Annotated in this window: 11 protein-coding genes; 6 read left to right on the top strand and 5 right to left on the bottom strand. The window is 62.0% G+C overall.

Annotated features, from left to right (window positions below):
• Window positions 1–16: 16 nt before the first annotated feature.
• From CLU95_RS04555 to CLU95_RS04540, 4 genes are read right to left on the bottom strand one after another with little or no spacing between them, the layout of a single operon-like run.
• Window positions 17–613 (bottom strand): 2-dehydro-3-deoxy-6-phosphogalactonate aldolase, encoded by a 597-nt coding sequence (locus CLU95_RS04555; protein WP_099790834.1) that lies wholly within the window; start codon window positions 611–613, stop codon window positions 17–19.
• The gene (locus tag CLU95_RS04550; protein ID WP_099790832.1) at window positions 610–1,521 is read right to left on the bottom strand and encodes a 2-dehydro-3-deoxygalactonokinase; all 912 of its coding nucleotides are present in this window, start codon (window positions 1,519–1,521) and stop codon (window positions 610–612) included. Before CLU95_RS04550 ends, CLU95_RS04555 begins: the two co-directional genes overlap by 4 nt.
• Window positions 1,518–2,705 (bottom strand): mandelate racemase/muconate lactonizing enzyme family protein, encoded by a 1,188-nt coding sequence (locus CLU95_RS04545; protein ID WP_099790830.1) that lies wholly within the window; start codon window positions 2,703–2,705, stop codon window positions 1,518–1,520. Before CLU95_RS04545 ends, CLU95_RS04550 begins: the two co-directional genes overlap by 4 nt.
• Window positions 2,702–3,622 (bottom strand): dihydrodipicolinate synthase family protein, encoded by a 921-nt coding sequence (locus tag CLU95_RS04540; RefSeq protein ID WP_099790828.1) that lies wholly within the window; start codon window positions 3,620–3,622, stop codon window positions 2,702–2,704. Before CLU95_RS04540 ends, CLU95_RS04545 begins: the two co-directional genes overlap by 4 nt.
• 718 nt (window positions 3,623–4,340) lie before the next feature.
• On the opposite strand from CLU95_RS04540, the gene CLU95_RS04535 reads away from it, so the two are divergent.
• The 6 genes from CLU95_RS04535 (at window position 4,341) to gspD (ending at window position 13,672) form a co-directional block, all read left to right on the top strand.
• Window positions 4,341–4,589, top strand: a complete 249-nt coding sequence (locus tag CLU95_RS04535; protein WP_099790826.1) for a hypothetical protein — start codon at window positions 4,341–4,343, stop codon at window positions 4,587–4,589.
• A 1,235-nt stretch (window positions 4,590–5,824) separates the two neighbouring features.
• Complete coding sequence (locus CLU95_RS04530) at window positions 5,825–7,675, top strand: DUF1800 domain-containing protein (RefSeq protein ID WP_099790824.1); 1,851 nt, start codon at window positions 5,825–5,827, stop codon at window positions 7,673–7,675.
• 10 nt (window positions 7,676–7,685) lie between these two features.
• Window positions 7,686–9,149 carry a DUF1501 domain-containing protein gene (locus tag CLU95_RS04525; RefSeq protein WP_099790822.1) on the top strand — a complete coding sequence of 488 codons (1,464 nt, stop codon included), beginning with the start codon at window positions 7,686–7,688 and terminating at the stop codon, window positions 9,147–9,149.
• Between the two features lie 161 nt (window positions 9,150–9,310).
• A complete protein-coding gene (locus tag CLU95_RS30575; RefSeq protein ID WP_143605961.1) occupies window positions 9,311–9,841 on the top strand; it encodes an AP2 domain-containing protein in 531 nt (176 codons plus the stop codon).
• Between the two features lie 175 nt (window positions 9,842–10,016).
• Entirely contained in the window at window positions 10,017–10,817 is an 801-nt protein-coding gene (locus CLU95_RS30570; RefSeq protein WP_143605960.1) for a hypothetical protein, read from the top strand.
• Window positions 10,808–13,672, top strand: a complete 2,865-nt coding sequence (gene gspD / locus CLU95_RS04520; RefSeq protein ID WP_257214535.1) for a type II secretion system secretin GspD — start codon at window positions 10,808–10,810, stop codon at window positions 13,670–13,672. The genes CLU95_RS30570 and gspD overlap by 10 nt, the downstream gene beginning before the upstream one ends.
• A 539-nt stretch (window positions 13,673–14,211) precedes the next feature.
• On the opposite strand, the gene CLU95_RS04510 is transcribed toward gspD, so the two are convergent.
• Window positions 14,212–15,804 carry a class I adenylate-forming enzyme family protein gene (locus CLU95_RS04510; protein ID WP_099790818.1) on the bottom strand — a complete coding sequence of 531 codons (1,593 nt, stop codon included), beginning with the start codon at window positions 15,802–15,804 and terminating at the stop codon, window positions 14,212–14,214.
• Between the last annotated feature and the right edge of the window lie 112 nt (window positions 15,805–15,916).

Raw genomic sequence — 15,916 nt, 5'->3', positions numbered from 1 at the left:
TCTCCTTGAACTTCTGTCAGGCCGCCGACCACCCTGCAATCAGCGCTTTCGCGCGCCGGGCAAGTTCGTCGATGGAGATGCCTGGCACATAGAGGCTGGAGCCGATGCCCACCCCCGAAGCCCCGGCCGCCTTGAAGGCTCCGATGTTGTCGATGCCGACGCCGCCGACGCTGAACATCGGCGTCCCGGCGGGCAATACGGCGGACCATGCCTTCAGCGCAGCGGTGCCCAGCAGCTCGGAGGGGAAGAGCTTGAGCGCATCGCACCCTGCCGCAATCGCGGCGAAGCCCTCGGTGGAGGTTGCCACGCCCGGCATCGAGTACAGGCCTCGCGCCTTGGTGCGGCGAATGACCTCGGCATCGAAGTTGGGCGACAGCACCAGGTGCGCTCCCGTGTCGGCGACACGATCGACTTGCGCGGCAGCCGTCACGGTCCCCGCGCCGATCTGCAAGCGATCACCGAATTCGCGCACGAGGGACTCGATGCTGACGAGCGCCTGCGGAGAATTCAGCGGCACTTCGATGCAGCGAACGCCGCACGTTTCCAATGCGTGCCCCACCTCCAGCACTTCGTCCGGCGTGATGCCGCGCAAGATGGCAATGACCCCGTTCATGCGGCTTCCTTCGCAAGCCCGGCCTCGACGGCAACGCGCCATTGCCCACGCGTGGTCGCCCCGTCGCTCGCGCGGCGCGTATCCACGCCGGCGATGCCGAGCGCGGTTTCGTAGCGGCTGCACAGGTCGTCGTCGCCCAGCAAGGCAATGCTGCGTTGCGGATGGCGTGCGATCGCGCTTGCGATCTCCACGCCGATCAGGATGCCCGAGAGGTAGTCGGGCAATCCCTCTGGGTCGATGTCGCCCATGAGGCCGGCGGTGCGCGCCGCAAACACAACGTGCAGCGCGTTGCCATGTTGCGCCAGGCCCAGCCTGACGCCGGCATCGAAGGTCTCGGGCCGCGCCGCGCCGAACTGCATGAGCCGGCCGAGGATGCCGTGCTTCGTCAGCAGACCGTAGAACTCACCGGTCATGAAGGTCTCGAAGCGATCGACCTTGCCTTCCTCGCCCAGCCAGGCCCATTTGCTGTGCGTGCCCGGCAGCACGCAGCAGTCGCCGGCCGCAAGGCCCGCGCCCCAGAGCTGGGTTTCCTCGCCGCGCATCACATCGTGCACACAGTCGGCGCCGAAGCAGCGGATGCCGGGCACGATGTGCAGCACCGCGCCGGGCCTGACCTCGACCTGCACCAGCTGCGCCGCGGCCGCTGGCAGGCCTGCCGGACAAGCGACGTAGGGCGCCTCCTGCCAGCCTTGGCGGCTGCCGATCATGCCGCTCGCAATCAGCGGCACTGCATGCGTGTCGATCCAATCGCCGCACAGCGCCAGCAATGCTTCGGCGAAACGCCGCTCGGGCACGGCCATCACGCCGCCGGGCGCGCTGCGCGCTTCAAGGATGTCGCCGCGCGCATCGAGCAAGCTCGCGCGCAGGTTGGAAGTGCCCCAGTCGATGGCGATTAATGACGCCTTCATTGCGAATAGCCTTTCTTTCTCAGGAATTGCCAGATTTCGGGGGCGGGCTCGATGCCCAATCCCGGCCCCTCGGGGAGATGGAAGGCCCCGGCATCGCAGCGCATCGCGGTCCGGACGTACTGCAGGTTGCGGTCGAACACCGAGTGCTGGTACTCGTGCATCGGCGCGTTGGGCAGCGCCGCCGTAGCGTGCAGGCTCGCGGCCTGGTAGATACCCAGGCCGATGCTGGCGTGCGGGATCACCTTCATGTGAAAGGCATTGGCCATGCGGCCGATCTGCATGAACTGGCTGATGCCGGTGTGTCCCATCTCGGGCTGCACGATCGACATCGCACGTCGCTCCAGGCGAGGGCGGTATTCGAAGACCGTGCGCCACTCTTCTCCCAGCGCGAGCGGCACGCGCACGCTCGCGCCGACGTGGGCCTGGCCTTCGATGTCCTCGGGTTGGCAGGGTGCTTCGACGAAGTAGGGCCGGTAGGGGGCGAGCTGGTCGATGAGCTGCACGGCTTCCTGCGCGGTGAACTTCCAGTGCAGGTCGACCATCAGCTTGACCGCATCGCCCAGGCCTTCGCGCAGCGTGCGCATCTCGGCCACAATGCCGTCGAAGGATACGGCCGCGTGGTATTTGAAGGCGTCGAAGCCCCTGGCGACGAAGCCGCGCGCGAGTTCGAGCCGGGCCTCCAGAGTCGCCCCCGGAAGGCCGGACACGTAGGCCGGCACGGTCTCGAGTCGCTGGCCGCCGAGCAGCTTGACCACGGGCTGGCCGACCAGCTTTCCAAAGAGATCCCACACCGCGATGTCCACGCCGGCAATGGCGTCGACATAGAAGCCCCCGAAGAAGCCGCGCACGCGCATCAGGTCGTACAGGTCCTCCTGGATCACCATCGCATCGCGGGGGTCGCGCCCCACGATCACGGGGCCGATCACGTCGTCGATGATGCTCGTGACCGCGTCGGGCGCAACGATGCCGTAGGTTTCGCCCCAGCCGACGGTGCCGTCGTCGGCGGTGATCTTGATCAGGACCGACATGTCGGTCGACGGATAGATCGCGCGATTGCCGCGACGCACCAGGTAGCCGCGCTCGTTGATCTTCTCTCCGGGGCCCAGGGGCCCGAGGTAGGGCGTGTCGCGCGGCAGCGAGACGATGAAGCTTTCGACCTGGGCGATCCTTGCGAAGCCGGTCATGGCAACTGGTCCTGCGGCAGCAGCAGGTCGTCGATGTCGGCCAGGAATGCGTCGACGTCGGCCATGTCCATCGCGTCGAGCAGCGGGCCCGGCATGCGCTGGCGAGCGTCGGCGATCAGGCCGCGCTTCTTGAGCACGTATTTCGTCAGGGACCAGCGAAACACCGCCTGCACGTTCAGCACGGGCAGCATGCGCGTGAAAAGCGCACGCACGCGATCGACGTCACCTTCGCGATGCGCCTTGAACAGCGCCGTGTGCACCTCCGCCAACTCGATCGCGGGCATGGTCCCGGAAGCACCACGGCGCAACTCGTCGGTGATGTAGCGCCCGCCCGCGCCGCCGAACACACCCAGCAGGTTTGTCGGCGCCTCGGCGCGCAATACCGACAGGCGCTGACCACTTGGCAGCGTCTCTTCCTTGACGTAGCGGATCGACGGAACGGCCGCCAGAATCTCGAGCAGCACTTCCGGGTCCAAGCCTGCACCCACGGGAGGCGGCACGTTTTGCAGCATCAGAGCGGTGTCCCCCGCGGCCTGCGCGACCTGGGTGAAATAGGCGATCTGCTCGGCAGCACTCTTTCGATCGGGCGGCACAGCCAGCATCAGCGCCGCCGCGCCCCCCTTGGTCGCGGCAACCGCAAGACGATCGGTGGTGGCGGCGTCGCTGCTCGAAACACCCGCAATCACCGGGACGCGGCCCGCCACTTCCGCAAGCACGATGTCGACGAGCGCCTGCCGCTCCTCGGGAACCAGTTGCCCCACCTCGCTCGCGACCCCAGGGTAGGTTATGCCATCAACCCCACACCGAACCAGATATTCGACGAGCTTGCGCAGGGACTCGGTGTCAGGGCGCCCCTGGGCATCGAAGGGTGTGGGAAGAACGGGGAAAACACCGGTCAGAGAAAGATGCGAAGTCATGAATTCAGAGAATTTGTTCCAATGGATGGAATTATTTATTCCAAAACTAACTGTTGCCTCGGTAAAAACCCTATGGACCTCAACCCCAAGCCAGGCAAATCCCCCGCAGGAACTTCCGGTCGCTGACGCCCGCTCGCCGGGACTAAACGGAACCCGAGCTCTTGGTGTCAGTTGTTTGAGAGATTTCAGATGACCGCTTCGCGCGGAATCTGTTTGAACGGACCCCATCAAGAAGCCCTTGAATGCCAGATCTGGCATGCAACGCCGAACTTGCAATGGTTTTCCATTCATCGGAAAAATAATCAGAAAATGAGTTCCAACAAGGAGTTGCCCGGAAAGTAGATGCCACGGAACTTTCAAGGGCAGGAAGTCCAAGCGAGTCGCTCTCGGCCCAATTTCCCGCTGTGAAGCCTTCCGATGCAGGAATGACTTCGGAAACGAGTGAGCTCGAACCGCTCGAAGGCTTCTGCTTCGGGCCTGGCCGGCGGATGATTCACAGGGGAGCGCTGTCGGTAGCGCTCACGAAAAAAGAGTTCGACCTTGACTTCTGTACTGATGCTCGGCATCAGCGCAGAGATGTAGCAGGACGGCACGCTCTACACCGCGACTTTGCGTGTCCAGAAGGGGGGGGCATGATGAAGAAGACTCAGCTCATCGAATCGCATGTGAGAGCGGGGGCGGTTTTGCCGATGCGGTTCATTGCGCGCGGCTTGTTGGCATGACCAAAACTGAGGTGCTTGCCACGGCCGTTGAGATGACGCGTGCCGGCCTCGGCTTTACGCCGGCCGCTGCGCTCGAGCACATCGCGGAGTTGATCGAGCGGGAAAACGCGGAAAGTGCGTTGCATGATGGCAATGCCGAGGAATTACTTCGATTGGCCGCATGCATTTCGGGTTTGCGGCGCGGCGTTTTCCTGCCGGCAGTGCCCTATGGCGGTCCAGGCACGCAGGCGCAGCGTTCCGACTGACTTGCGCCACGCGGACGCAACGACGCCCGCGAGGGGCGGGTGGTCAGTTATACGCCTTTGGGAGAACTCAAGATGGGATGGCTGGACGCTCACAGTCCGGCGCCAGAAAACCTCCCTAACCGCGACTTCCAGGCTGCAACACATGCAGTGCTTTTTTTCTAAAAGTGGTGTCCATGACAAAAAACTCCGTCCTCCTTGTGGAGGGACGGGGCTTTTAGAAAAGGAGGGCGAGGTGGTGGCGGAGTCGGTTTGCGCCTCGAGATCGAGCGCCTGATGCAAGAGCCTGCGCGATACGCAGATCATCAACAGCGGCATTGCCGCCAGTGGGCTGGTGGTGCGCACCCAGCCCCGCGGACGCATAGATGTCAGCATTGTTTCTACAGAGGAAATTCTGTGTCTGAGATTCGAGTGTTTTCGCTAAGGCATCTCGTCTGAAACTCTCTGCAAGGGGGACTTCGCGGTGCTGGTTTGAGTTCGCGTAGGTGTGCCCGAAGGCCCGCTCGCACTGGGTGGACTGTGTGAAGGGTCCGGCCTTGTCGGTGGTCTGTGGGCGATGCACCCTGGTGAACTTCTACCCGATACCCAGTCTGGGGCATGTTTCGACAAGTAGCTTGGAACGGAACGACATGCCGTTGTTGGTCAACACCTGCTGGATCGTGGCGCCCATGCTTGTGGAGTAGCCCACAGCAGTCCGCGGGAATGCCTCGGCGCGGAGCTTGCTCTTGTGAAGATCCGACGGCCGACCTTGTTAGGGCGTTCCAACTTCTTGATGCCGATGTGCAGCAGTTCGCCAGGGTTCTCGCGCTCGCAGCGTTGCACGGGCTCGTTCAGGCGCAGATCGCTCAATCTCGACCGCCCAGTACGACGGAGCACGCAACCGACCGTGGCTTTGCGCACACATGAAAGAGGCGATGCATGCCTGTAGCAAGAGCCTGCGTCGCAAATCGACGATGGCCATGGCCACGAGCGGCGCGCCGGAACTCCACGCACAGCTGTCACCGTCGCGCGCCACACAAAAAACCACAGGCCAATACAATAGTTTCAATACCACATATCGCTGTAAATGACTGTTACCAAAGTGACATAAGTTGTCGCAAAAGCAACAATATAAGTCACAAATTTTGACAATTTGTGTCGAACTGAATGAGTTTTGACTGGGTTTTCATGCTCGACGGCCCCGGCACATCGGTTGCTGCACTGATGGCTGAAATAGACACAACGAGATCAAAACCTGTATGGAAGACTTTGCAATCGCGCGCCCCAAGGGAGCCAACGGGCCGTCGCAAGCGGCTGGCATCACGACCGCTTCCAGGATTGAACTCGCAGGCGCTGCGGATCACTCAACTTCTGCAGCCGCCGCTGTCGCCCTCGTCGCTGCAGCAACGCTGACGGCCTGCGGCGGCGGTACGGAAAGTGGCCCTGGAGGGCCAGGCGGCACCGGTGGGGTTGGTGGGGTTGGTGGGGCGGGCAGCGGGGCCGGACCTGGCAACGCAAGCACACCGAGCGACCAAGCCTACCTCTACACCCAAGCCAAAACCGACACAGAGGCGGCACGGTTTCTACTGCAGGCGCAATTTTCCGCTTCAGAGGAGGACATTGCTGCGGTGCGCAGTCAGGGCTATCTGGCATGGCTGCGTGAGCAAATGGCCGGCCCAGCATCGCAGACCGGCTGGGCCTGGGTCGCGAGCAAGGCCTACGGCGCAGTCACTTCCGACGACATGATCTGGAACCAGCTCATGGCATCCCCCGACGCGATACGCAAACGAATGGCGCTCGCGTTGTCGGAGATCTTTGTGGTCTCCGCCAGCGAAATTGCCCCCCCCAACTGGCATGCGCAGGCGATCGCCCAATACTGGGACACGTTGGTTGTTGGCGTCACAGGCAACTTTCGCGAGCTGTTGGAAAACGTGACGCTCAATCCGGCCATGGGTTACTTCCTCAACACCAAGGGCAACCAAAAAGAGGATGCCCAAGGCCGCCAACCGGACGAGAACTACGCCCGCGAGGTGATGCAGCTCATGAGCATCGGCCTGCATCAGCTCAACGCCGATGGCACAGTCAAGACTGGCAGCGACGGTGCACCGCTAGATAGCTATTCGCTGGCGGACGTCAGCAACCTGGCGCGCGTATTTACAGGCTATGACCGGGACATACCGGCCGCCGAACGCGCTGGCTTCACACCGCCAGGCGCCAGCCGCGCGATCGACAGCAATGGCTGGACGACGCGCCCGATGGCGCTCGTTGCCTCGCGCCACTCGATGCTGGAGGCCAGATTTCTAGGGGCGGTCGTGCCTGCCAACACCGAAGGCAAGGCCGCCTTGAAGATCGCGCTGGACACGTTACACAACCATCCCAACGTCGGCCCCTTCATCGGTCGGCAGCTCATCCAACGCCTCGTGACCAGCAACCCCAGCCCTGCCTACGTGAAGCGAGTGGCCGACGCATTTGCCGACAACGGCGCCGGCGTGCGCGGCGACATGAAGAGCGTTTTTGCGGCGGTGTTGCTGGACAACGAAGCGCGCGGTCCCGATGGACTCGCGAACCCGTACTTCGGCCGACTGCGCGAGCCGATGCTGCGCCTGGTCCAGTGGGGCCGGACCTTTGGAATCACCTCGGCCGAGGACACCTGGAAGATCGGAGACCTTTCGGATTCGAGCGCCCAACTCGGCCAAAGCCCGTTGCGCGCACCTTCGGTCTTCAACTTCTTCCGACCAGGCTACGTGCCTCCGTCGAGTGCAATAGCTTCAGCCAAGTTGGTAGCGCCCGAGTTTCAACTGGTCAACGAAAGCAGTGTGAGCGGGTATCTCAACTTCATGCAGGGCGTCATACCCGGCGGCCTTAACGGTAGCGTGGTGGCAAGCTACACAGCCGAGCGCGCACTGGTACTCGACCCTGCCGCGCTGGTGCACCGGCTCAATTTGCTGCTGACGGCCAACCAGCTGGATGCAGCCAGCGTTGCGCGTATCACCGGCGCGCTGAATACACCCGCCGTGACGGAGAGCAGCACCGACACCCTCAAGGACAACCGCCTCTACGCCGCCGTGTTGCTGGTGATGGCTGCGCCGGCCTACTTGGTCCAGAAATAAGAGATCCACCATGTACCTGATCGATCCAAAAGCCCACACCCGCCGCGCGTTCCTGCGCCGCTCCGGCCAGCTTGCAATGGCAGGTAGCGCGTTGCCCATGGCACTCAATCTTGCCCTGATGGGCGATGCAGCAGCGCAAGCCGCTGGCGACGACTACAAGGCGCTGGTTTGCGTTTTCCTGTACGGTGGCAACGACCACGCCAACACGGTTGTCACCTACGACGACGCCAGCTACAACGCCTACAGCGCAATTCGCGGCGGAGGCCCCGGTCAGACGGCCGGCGGCATCGCCCTGAGCAAGGCCAGCTTGGCGGCCACGCTCCTGAACCCGACCACGACGCTGCCCGAGGGCCGGCAATACGCGTTGCATCCGTCCATGAGTCAACTGGCCACGCTCTTCAACACGGACGCGAAGCTGGCGGTGCAGCTCAACGTCGGCCCACTGGTGGTGCCACTTACACGCGCCCAGTTCACCAACGGCAATCGCAAGCTCTACCCGTTGCCCCCCAGCCTGTTTTCACACAACGATCAACAATCGATCTGGCAATCCTCCTCGCCGGAAGGCTCCACGATCGGGTGGGGCGGCAACATGGGCGACCTGATGCTCGGGCAGAACACCAACTCGCTTCTGACTTGCATCGGGGTGGGCGGAAACACCGTCTTCCTGTCAGGCGATTCGGCGTTGGCATACGGCGTCGGCGTCGGCGGTCCGACACGGACAAGCCTGAGTGCTAGTTCTGTCTACGGATCCAGTACGGTCAAGGCCGCGCTGGCGGAAATGGTGCGAGAGCCTCGCAGTCACGCCATGGAAGGCGAGTACACCAAGATCACCAAGCGCGCAGTGGATGCGGAGGGCACCGTCACTGCAGCGATCGGAAGCAATTTCCCGGCCAGCGCCTTCCCCTCCGTCGGTTTGGGGAAACAACTTGCCATGGTGGCCCGCCTCATTCGTGGCCGTGCGGCGATTGGTGCAAAACGGCAAGTGTTCTTTGTCGCGATGGGTCGCTACGACATGCACGATGACCTGATTTCCAGGCATCCTCCTTTGCTGCAGCTATTGAGCGACTCGCTCGCGGCCTTTTATCGCCAGATGGCCCTGCTTGGCGTGGCGGACAAAGTGACTGCCTTCACTGCCTCCGAATTCGGGCGCACCTTGGCCTCCAACGGCGACGGTTCGGACCATGGCTGGGGTGGTCACCAATTCGTGCTGGGAGGGGCGGTCAAGGGCAAGCAGTTCTACGGCACTTCGCCGGTTGTCAGTATCACCAGCGACCCGCGGCTCGCTGGGTATGAAGGCCAAGTAGGGCAGGGGCGGCTGATTCCCTCCACCTCCGTCGACCAGTACGCGGCCACTTTGGCGACTTGGTTCGGCGTACCGGCGACCAGCCTGGAGGAGGTTGTTCCCAACCTTAGAAACTTCGGCGGCAGTGCCAACGGCATCGACTATCCGAAGAACGTCGGCTTCCTGGCATAGCGACCTCCTTGCAGGCGGCCCCGCGGGGCCAAGCAACGTCCCCGACGCAAAGCGCCTGCCCCTGCTCGTTGCTCGTTGTCAGGTCAAAAAAGTCTCGACAGTGACGATCTCCACGAAATGTTCAAGGCATCGGCTCAGAAGGTGCCTCCAATCAAACACCTATGTACGGAATCATTGAAAGGCATTGGGGCTACGAGGTATCCATCATGCGAAAGGGTACCCGGTACACGAAGCGGTTCAGCGTGTCACGCAACGGGGGCATGGTGCCCGCCTTGAGACAAGCGCTCGAATGGCGTGACACCATCGTTCAAACCATTCCGCCGCTTGAGCGGAAGGAGCGAGCGCAAAAGCTCCGAAGCAACAACACGACCGGCGTTCCCGGCGTCTCCTGCCGGCTCTCGCCGGATGGCAAGCCACGCGAATGGATCGCCAAGACCTATGTGTCGAAGGGCAAGGTCTTGCGCGTTGGTTTTTCTGTCCGCAGATGGGGCTCTGCCGCGCTTTTTCTGGCCATCGAGGAACGCAGCAAACAATTGGACCGAATGAACGGTCTGACGGATGTACATCCGGCCGAGGCAGCGATCAGGCAGAGCTCCGCGAGCAAGCCGGGTGGCGCTGCTGCAAAGAGCCATTCGACAGACGAGACAGCCACCAAGCGCAATCGACTGCCCGCTCGACGGGGCAAGGAATGACGGACCGAACCACATACGAGTACCGCGCCGATTTTCTCGGATTGCGGGCGCTGCATGGCCTGCAGCGAATGGGCAGCGACTGCGGTCCCTGCTCGACGGCAATCACCTCGCGCCGGTGTAAGCCGCCGCTCGGAGCTGGGCAGCGCAAGGCGATCCCAGAGGGATCAAGCCTAGCGTGATCGAACACCTGCGGCCGGACTTCCAGGCGCGGGAGAGATTGCTATTCGAAGCCGCGGGCCCTGCGTTGGTCGCTGTCACGCGGATGTCCATCGGGTTCGATGACAAGAGGCTCACTTTCATGAAGTTGCTTTCGGGCCGGTCCTTGAGACTAGGCGTCCACCGATTGCCAGCCATCGAGCGCGTCGTGATCCAAACGACCGTTCGATTGTCGGCAAACCAAGGAAACTGCCGATGGAAGCTGGTGCAAGAGCCGCCCTACGACGCATTGCTGGTTGACGAGACCGGACTTGACAGCCTGGATGAATCCTCAAGAGCAGCAAGCGTCATCCTCAAACTTACCCGCGATGCGAGCGATCTTCCGAACTCGCTTCAGCGCCCTATCCGAGCTGAAAAACTCCAGCTTCTACTCAGAGACCTTCAACAAACTTTGCACGAAGCCTCGACAAAGCGTCGCCTGACCAGCAAGAAGCCTGTTGCCTCCGATTCGGCGCGTTTCATGCTTCGCCGTTGGCCGGCGAATAAGCTGATTGCCAATGACCCGGACAAGATACTGCTGGCGAGTTTGCTCATGCGCTACACGCTGAGCGCACGCGAGCTCGCCAAGCTCAGCAAACAATCGATCTCTCGTTGTACCGAATTTCTGCATCTGCTGCATCAAGCTGGTGCACTGAACGTGCATCTTGTGCGAAGTGCCGAGTTCAAGCGAGAACGGGCCTCGGAGTCAAACTCGCGCTGGGGAGTGCGTCTTGGAGTGATGGGCAACTGGTTCAACCGGATTCGGTGTCGATGGAAATGACGCCGGCGATATCCGTGGTGTTTGCTGATTGCAATCCGAAGGGCGATTGCGCGAAAAGCGCCAGGCTTTTTAACGTCTGCGACCACAAGCCATTCATGTTTCACCCAACCGCACCCGGAAAGTCGCAGAAAGCCCCAGAGACGATCGGATGGGTCTTTGGGAAATCCCAAACGGTCATCGCCGCAACTCTTGCGGCAACGATGACACGTTGGATCCGCCCCGCTGGACTCGGCCTAATGATCGTCAGCGGAATGGCGGCGCACGCTCAAAACTCGATCGAACGAGTTTCGAGTTCTACGCAGTCCGATGTGGAGGTACTTCGAATCGAACTGACACAACCCATCAGCGTGGTGCCGAAAGGATTCATCATCCCCAAGCCCGCACGCATTGCAATTGATTTTCCCGGCATTGCGAGTTCCGTCGGGCGCGCGGCCGTGGAAATAAACCAGCCGACCCTGCGTTCGGTCAACGTGGTCCAAGCGGGCGAGAGAAGCCGTGTGGTGCTCAATCTCAATCAGATGACTGTGTACAGGGTCGAGATCCAGGGCAACTCTCTGTTGGTGATCCTCGAGCCCACGGCCGCGCCGCATCTGACAGCACCTGAAGCCGAGATTTCTGCAAGGGAGAACGACCGAAACAAAAGGCCGTCCAGGAATGCCGGCATGGGTCCGACGAGTGACGCCGCCCCAGGGCCGGGGAGCGCGTCGATCACGCTCAACTTCTCCAATGCCGACGTCGAGGACGTGGCTCGCACCATGGCTGTGGTCACCGGGCGCAATGTGGTGGTCGATCCGCGCGTCAAGGGCATCATCAGCCTGATCACTGACCGCGCCATCCCCCCGGCCGCGGCGTTCAACCAGTTCACCGCGGCACTGCGGCTGCAGGGCTTCGCGGTGATGGAGGCCGACGGCCTCTACAAGGTGGTGCCTGAAGCCGACGCCAAGCTGCAAAGCAGCGCCGTCAACACTTCGATCGGCGCCGCCGCAAAGGCCGGCAGCAACCAGATCGTCACGCAGATCTTCCAACTCACCTTCGAATCGCCGAGCAACTTGGTGCCGGTGCTTCGACCGCTCATTCCGCCCAACAACACCATCAATGCGAATCCGGGCAACAACTCCCTCGTGATCACCGACTATGCCGACAACATGCGTCGACTTGCGCGCATCATCACGGCGTTGGACGTGCCCAATGCGTCGGACATCGAGGTCATCCAGCTCAAGCACTCCGTCGCCAACGACCTGCTGCCATTGGTCTTGCGGCTCCTCGACGGCAGCGGCTCGGGCTCGGCGCCAAGCGCCGCCGCGCCGGGCACTGCCGATGCGTCATTTCGCACCACGCTGCTGGCCGATCAGCGCAGCAATTCTCTGATCCTGCGCGCAGCGAACCTCGCACGCGCGCGACTGGTGCGAACCTTGGTCGAGAAGCTTGACCGTTCACCCGTCGAAAGCAGCAATGGCGCGGCCGGCAACATCTACGTGGTTTACCTGAAGAACGCTGATGCGGTACGCCTTGCGGCCACACTGCGCGCCGCGATGGCGGCGAACCAACCGACCGGCACGTCGGGTGGGCAAGGAGGGGGCGCGAGCATGCAACAAGGTGGCGCGGCGCAAGTCACGCAGGCGGGCCTGCCGAGCGGACAGGGCGGCACTTCCAGCGCCGGTGCTCCACTGAACAACGCCAACCAGCCTTCCACCGGTGGTCAGATCCAAGCCGATCCCTCCACCAATTCGCTGATCATCACCGCGCCCGAGCCGCAGTACCGCCAGATGCGCGCTGTGATCGACAAGCTCGACGGGCGCCGCGCGCAGGTCATGGTCGAAGCACTGATCGTCGAGGTCAGCGCCAGAAAGGCGGCCAACTTCGGGGTGCAGTGGCAAAGCGCGCTGAGCAAGAACGCCCTTGCCGGTACCAATTCGAGCCTGACGGGCGCGAACATCCTGGCACTGACGCAGGCCATCGCGGCCAAGACCCTTCCCACCGTTGCTCCGGGTCTGAACCTCGCCATCGCTGGCAAGATCGGCGGCGAACACATCTTGGGGGTGATCGCGAACTTTTTTACCAGCGACGGCGATGCCAACGTGCTCTCGACGCCCAACCTGCTGACGCTGGACAACGAGGAAGCTAAGATCGTCATAGGCCAGAACGTGCCTTTCGTCACTGGCCAATACGCCAGCACCTCGGGCTCAGCGGGCATCAACCCCTTCACGACGGTGGAGCGCAAGGACGTTGGGCTCACGCTGCGCGTGCGCCCGACCATCAACGAGAATGGCACCGTCAAGCTGGTGATTTCGCAAGAGACCTCGACCGTCGATCAGCAGACGGTCAACAGCCCCAACGGCCCCACCACCAGCAAGCGCTCGATCGAATCCAGTGTGCTAGTGGAAGACGGCGGTCTGGTGATGCTCGGTGGCTTGCTGTCGGACAACTACGGCAGCACCGTGGAGAAGGTGCCACTCGCAGGCGACATTCCCGTTGTCGGCAACCTGTTCAAGAACGAAGTGCGCACGCGCGACAAAAGCAATCTCATGATGTTCCTGCGCCCCGTTGTCATGCGCGACGGCAGGTCAACCGAGACCTTTGCATGGGACCGCTACGACGAGATCCGCGGCATGCAGCAGCGCGCGCAGCCGAGCACCGACAACGTCATGCTGCGCGCCGTGTCTTCTGCCCCCGTGCTTGCCGAAGCACCGTCGCCTCGTTCGAGCAGCCGCAATCCCGGCGAGTTCCGCCTCCGCGGCACACAACTCATTCCACCGCCGCGCCTTGCAGACGATGCCGGCATGCCAGCGCAGAGCCTGCTGCGCGGCGCCCTGCCGCCCACCGCCGATCCAGCCAGTCAACGTGAATTGCCATGACGTGGTCTCTAAGCACCTGGGAAGATCCTTAACCGATGGACTTGCACTGCTTTGTCATCAGATCAACTGGAAGCAAGAATAAGGTGATTTCGAACGCTACAGCAAGCCGAATCGTCGATCCGAGATACCAAGCTTTGTGAGGCCTATCGTCCGCACATGCTCGAATCGCGACGCCAAGGCAGAAGTTCTGGAACGTGCGACCGATGCCAAGCGCTACGATTTTGTGTTGCGACTCCCTCAGCGTGGCTCGATCCTTGAAGTGGATCGCGCCCATCGAGAGATCGGCCCGCATAGCCCACAGGTAAATCGAAGCGCTGCTCGTATTCGCGGTGCCAACCTTTCAGGGCATTCTTGGTCGGATACCCCAACTGGCGAATGGTCGCCCTGATGCGTTTGCTGAGCTTGATTTACAGCTCGACCGCTCGAATCCTGTCCTCGTATGAATACATGAACTACCTCCAGGTAGTCCAAGTTTTTGTCCGCATCCCCAAGAGCGGAAGCGGCATGTTTGATGCGGCGATTTTTTGAGGTCGTAGTGCTCACACGTTCCTTTCCTCGTTCTGCCAGAACGGGTTGCGCAGTTCACGCTTCAGGACTTTTCCCATCGTGCTGCGTGGCAGATCGACCACGAACTCGATGGAGCGAGGGCGCTTGTACGAGGCGAGCAAGGGCTCAACGAAGGTCAGAAGCTCGTTTGCCGTCGATGTCGCGCCGTTCCTGAGTTCGACGAAAGCCTTGACGGCTTCGCCGAGATCTTCGTCCGGAACGCCAATGACTGCCACGTCCTGAATCGCCGGGTGCTGGATCAAAGCGGATTCGATCTCGGCCGGATAGATGTTCACGCCGCCTGAAATGATCATGTCCTTGATGCGATCTGTCAGGTAGATGTATCCATCTTCGTCCAGCCGCCCCGCGTCACCCACCTGGAAGAATCCATCTTCATCGATCGTTTCTCGCCCGAGTAGCGGCTGGTTGACGTAGCGCTTGATCACCGCCGGGGACTTGACCCAGATGGCACCCACTTCCCCGGCCGGTAACAGCGTGCCAATTTCATCCTTGATGCGGATCTGTACGTGCCGATACGGCTTGCCGCTGGAACCCGGCTTTCTGCGCACGTCGTGTGGACCGAGGTGCGCGATCATGCCGACCTCGGTCGCACCGTAGCCTTCGTGCAGCACCTCTCCGAAGTAGTCCATTACCCATTCCTTCAGGCTTGTAGGCACTGGCGCAGCACCGGTGCGCAAGGAGCGAATCGAGGAGACGTCGTAACTCTGCAGCACTTCTTCGGGCAACGCGGCGATCCGCTTCAACATGGTGGGCACCGCGACCCAGTGGTTGATACGGTGGCGCTGAATGTCCGCAAGCGCTTGCTGGGGCAAGAAACGCCTTGCCATGATCAATGTGTTGCCTGCGGCGATCGAACTCCAGCAGGCGCCCGGCCCTGCGCCGTGGTGCATGGGAAGTGTCAGCATGGTGCGCGCCCCCGGAAGCTGCGGATCTGCGGCTTCGATGCTCTGGATGTGTTCCATGCGCTCGGCACTCATGACGAGCTCGCCCATGACGACGCCCTTGGGCTGACCCGTTGTGCCGGAGGTGTAGATGATCAATGGTGGCCGACCCATCGCAAAGCGAGGAACGGGCTCGGTCTGCGCCAGCAGCTGATCCATCGACAGCACTTCGGCCGGGGGCTGCGAGCCGATGGCGATCACCGCCTTCAAGTTCAGGCCCCCGTACGCAGGTGAGAACGCCTGCACATCTTCATCATCCAGGATGAGCACCTTCGCGCCGCTGTCCTCGAGGATGTGCCGCGATTCCCCGGGGGTCAGCCGCCAGTTGAAAGGCAGTATCGAAGCACCCAGCTTGGCCAGGGCGGAACTGATGAACTGCCACTCATGCCGAATCTGCGTGCGGACCGCGACGACGTCGCCACCCACAACGCCGATGCGTACGAATGCCTCGGCGAGTCGATTGGCTTCCAGGTTCCACGCGCCCCAGGTCACCTCGGTTTCGCCGTCGATGATTGCCACTTCGTCCGGCTTCACCGCCGCCCAGTGCTCGAGAGAGTTGGGTGCAGGGCTCACGGAATTGGTGGCACCAGGCGGTGCCGATCCGGTGTCTGACTCTGATTTCATGTCTTGTCTCCTTTGTTCGATGGAATCTAGAGCAGGATGTGCAAATCCGGCTCGTCGAAACCGACGAGGCAATCTGCCAGCCGGCCGAAACATGGATGTAGCGCCAACAGCA

Origin of the sequence: Variovorax sp. 54, assembly GCF_002754375.1 — a bacterium.
Classification (GTDB): domain Bacteria; phylum Pseudomonadota; class Gammaproteobacteria; order Burkholderiales; family Burkholderiaceae_C; genus Variovorax.
The sequence above is the reverse complement of the archived record's forward strand: the minus strand, read 5'-3'. Positions and strand labels throughout refer to the sequence as shown.

Excerpts from the sequence above, each read along its gene's own strand:
- CLU95_RS04535 (WP_099790826.1), top strand. The coding sequence starts at position 4,341 with ATGACCAAAACTGAGGTGCTTGCCACGGCCGTTGAGATGACGCGTGCC.
- CLU95_RS30575 (WP_143605961.1), top strand. The coding sequence starts at position 9,311 with ATGTACGGAATCATTGAAAGGCATTGGGGCTACGAGGTATCCATCATG.
- CLU95_RS04530 (WP_099790824.1), top strand. The coding sequence starts at position 5,825 with ATGGAAGACTTTGCAATCGCGCGCCCCAAGGGAGCCAACGGGCCGTCG.
- CLU95_RS04510 (WP_099790818.1), bottom strand. The coding sequence starts at position 15,804 with ATGAAATCAGAGTCAGACACCGGATCGGCACCGCCTGGTGCCACCAAT.
- CLU95_RS04555 (WP_099790834.1), bottom strand. The coding sequence starts at position 613 with ATGAACGGGGTCATTGCCATCTTGCGCGGCATCACGCCGGACGAAGTG.
- CLU95_RS04545 (WP_099790830.1), bottom strand. The coding sequence starts at position 2,705 with ATGACCGGCTTCGCAAGGATCGCCCAGGTCGAAAGCTTCATCGTCTCG.
- gspD (WP_257214535.1), top strand. The coding sequence starts at position 10,808 with ATGGAAATGACGCCGGCGATATCCGTGGTGTTTGCTGATTGCAATCCG.
- CLU95_RS04525 (WP_099790822.1), top strand. The coding sequence starts at position 7,686 with ATGTACCTGATCGATCCAAAAGCCCACACCCGCCGCGCGTTCCTGCGC.
- CLU95_RS04550 (WP_099790832.1), bottom strand. The coding sequence starts at position 1,521 with ATGAAGGCGTCATTAATCGCCATCGACTGGGGCACTTCCAACCTGCGC.
- CLU95_RS04540 (WP_099790828.1), bottom strand. The coding sequence starts at position 3,622 with ATGACTTCGCATCTTTCTCTGACCGGTGTTTTCCCCGTTCTTCCCACA.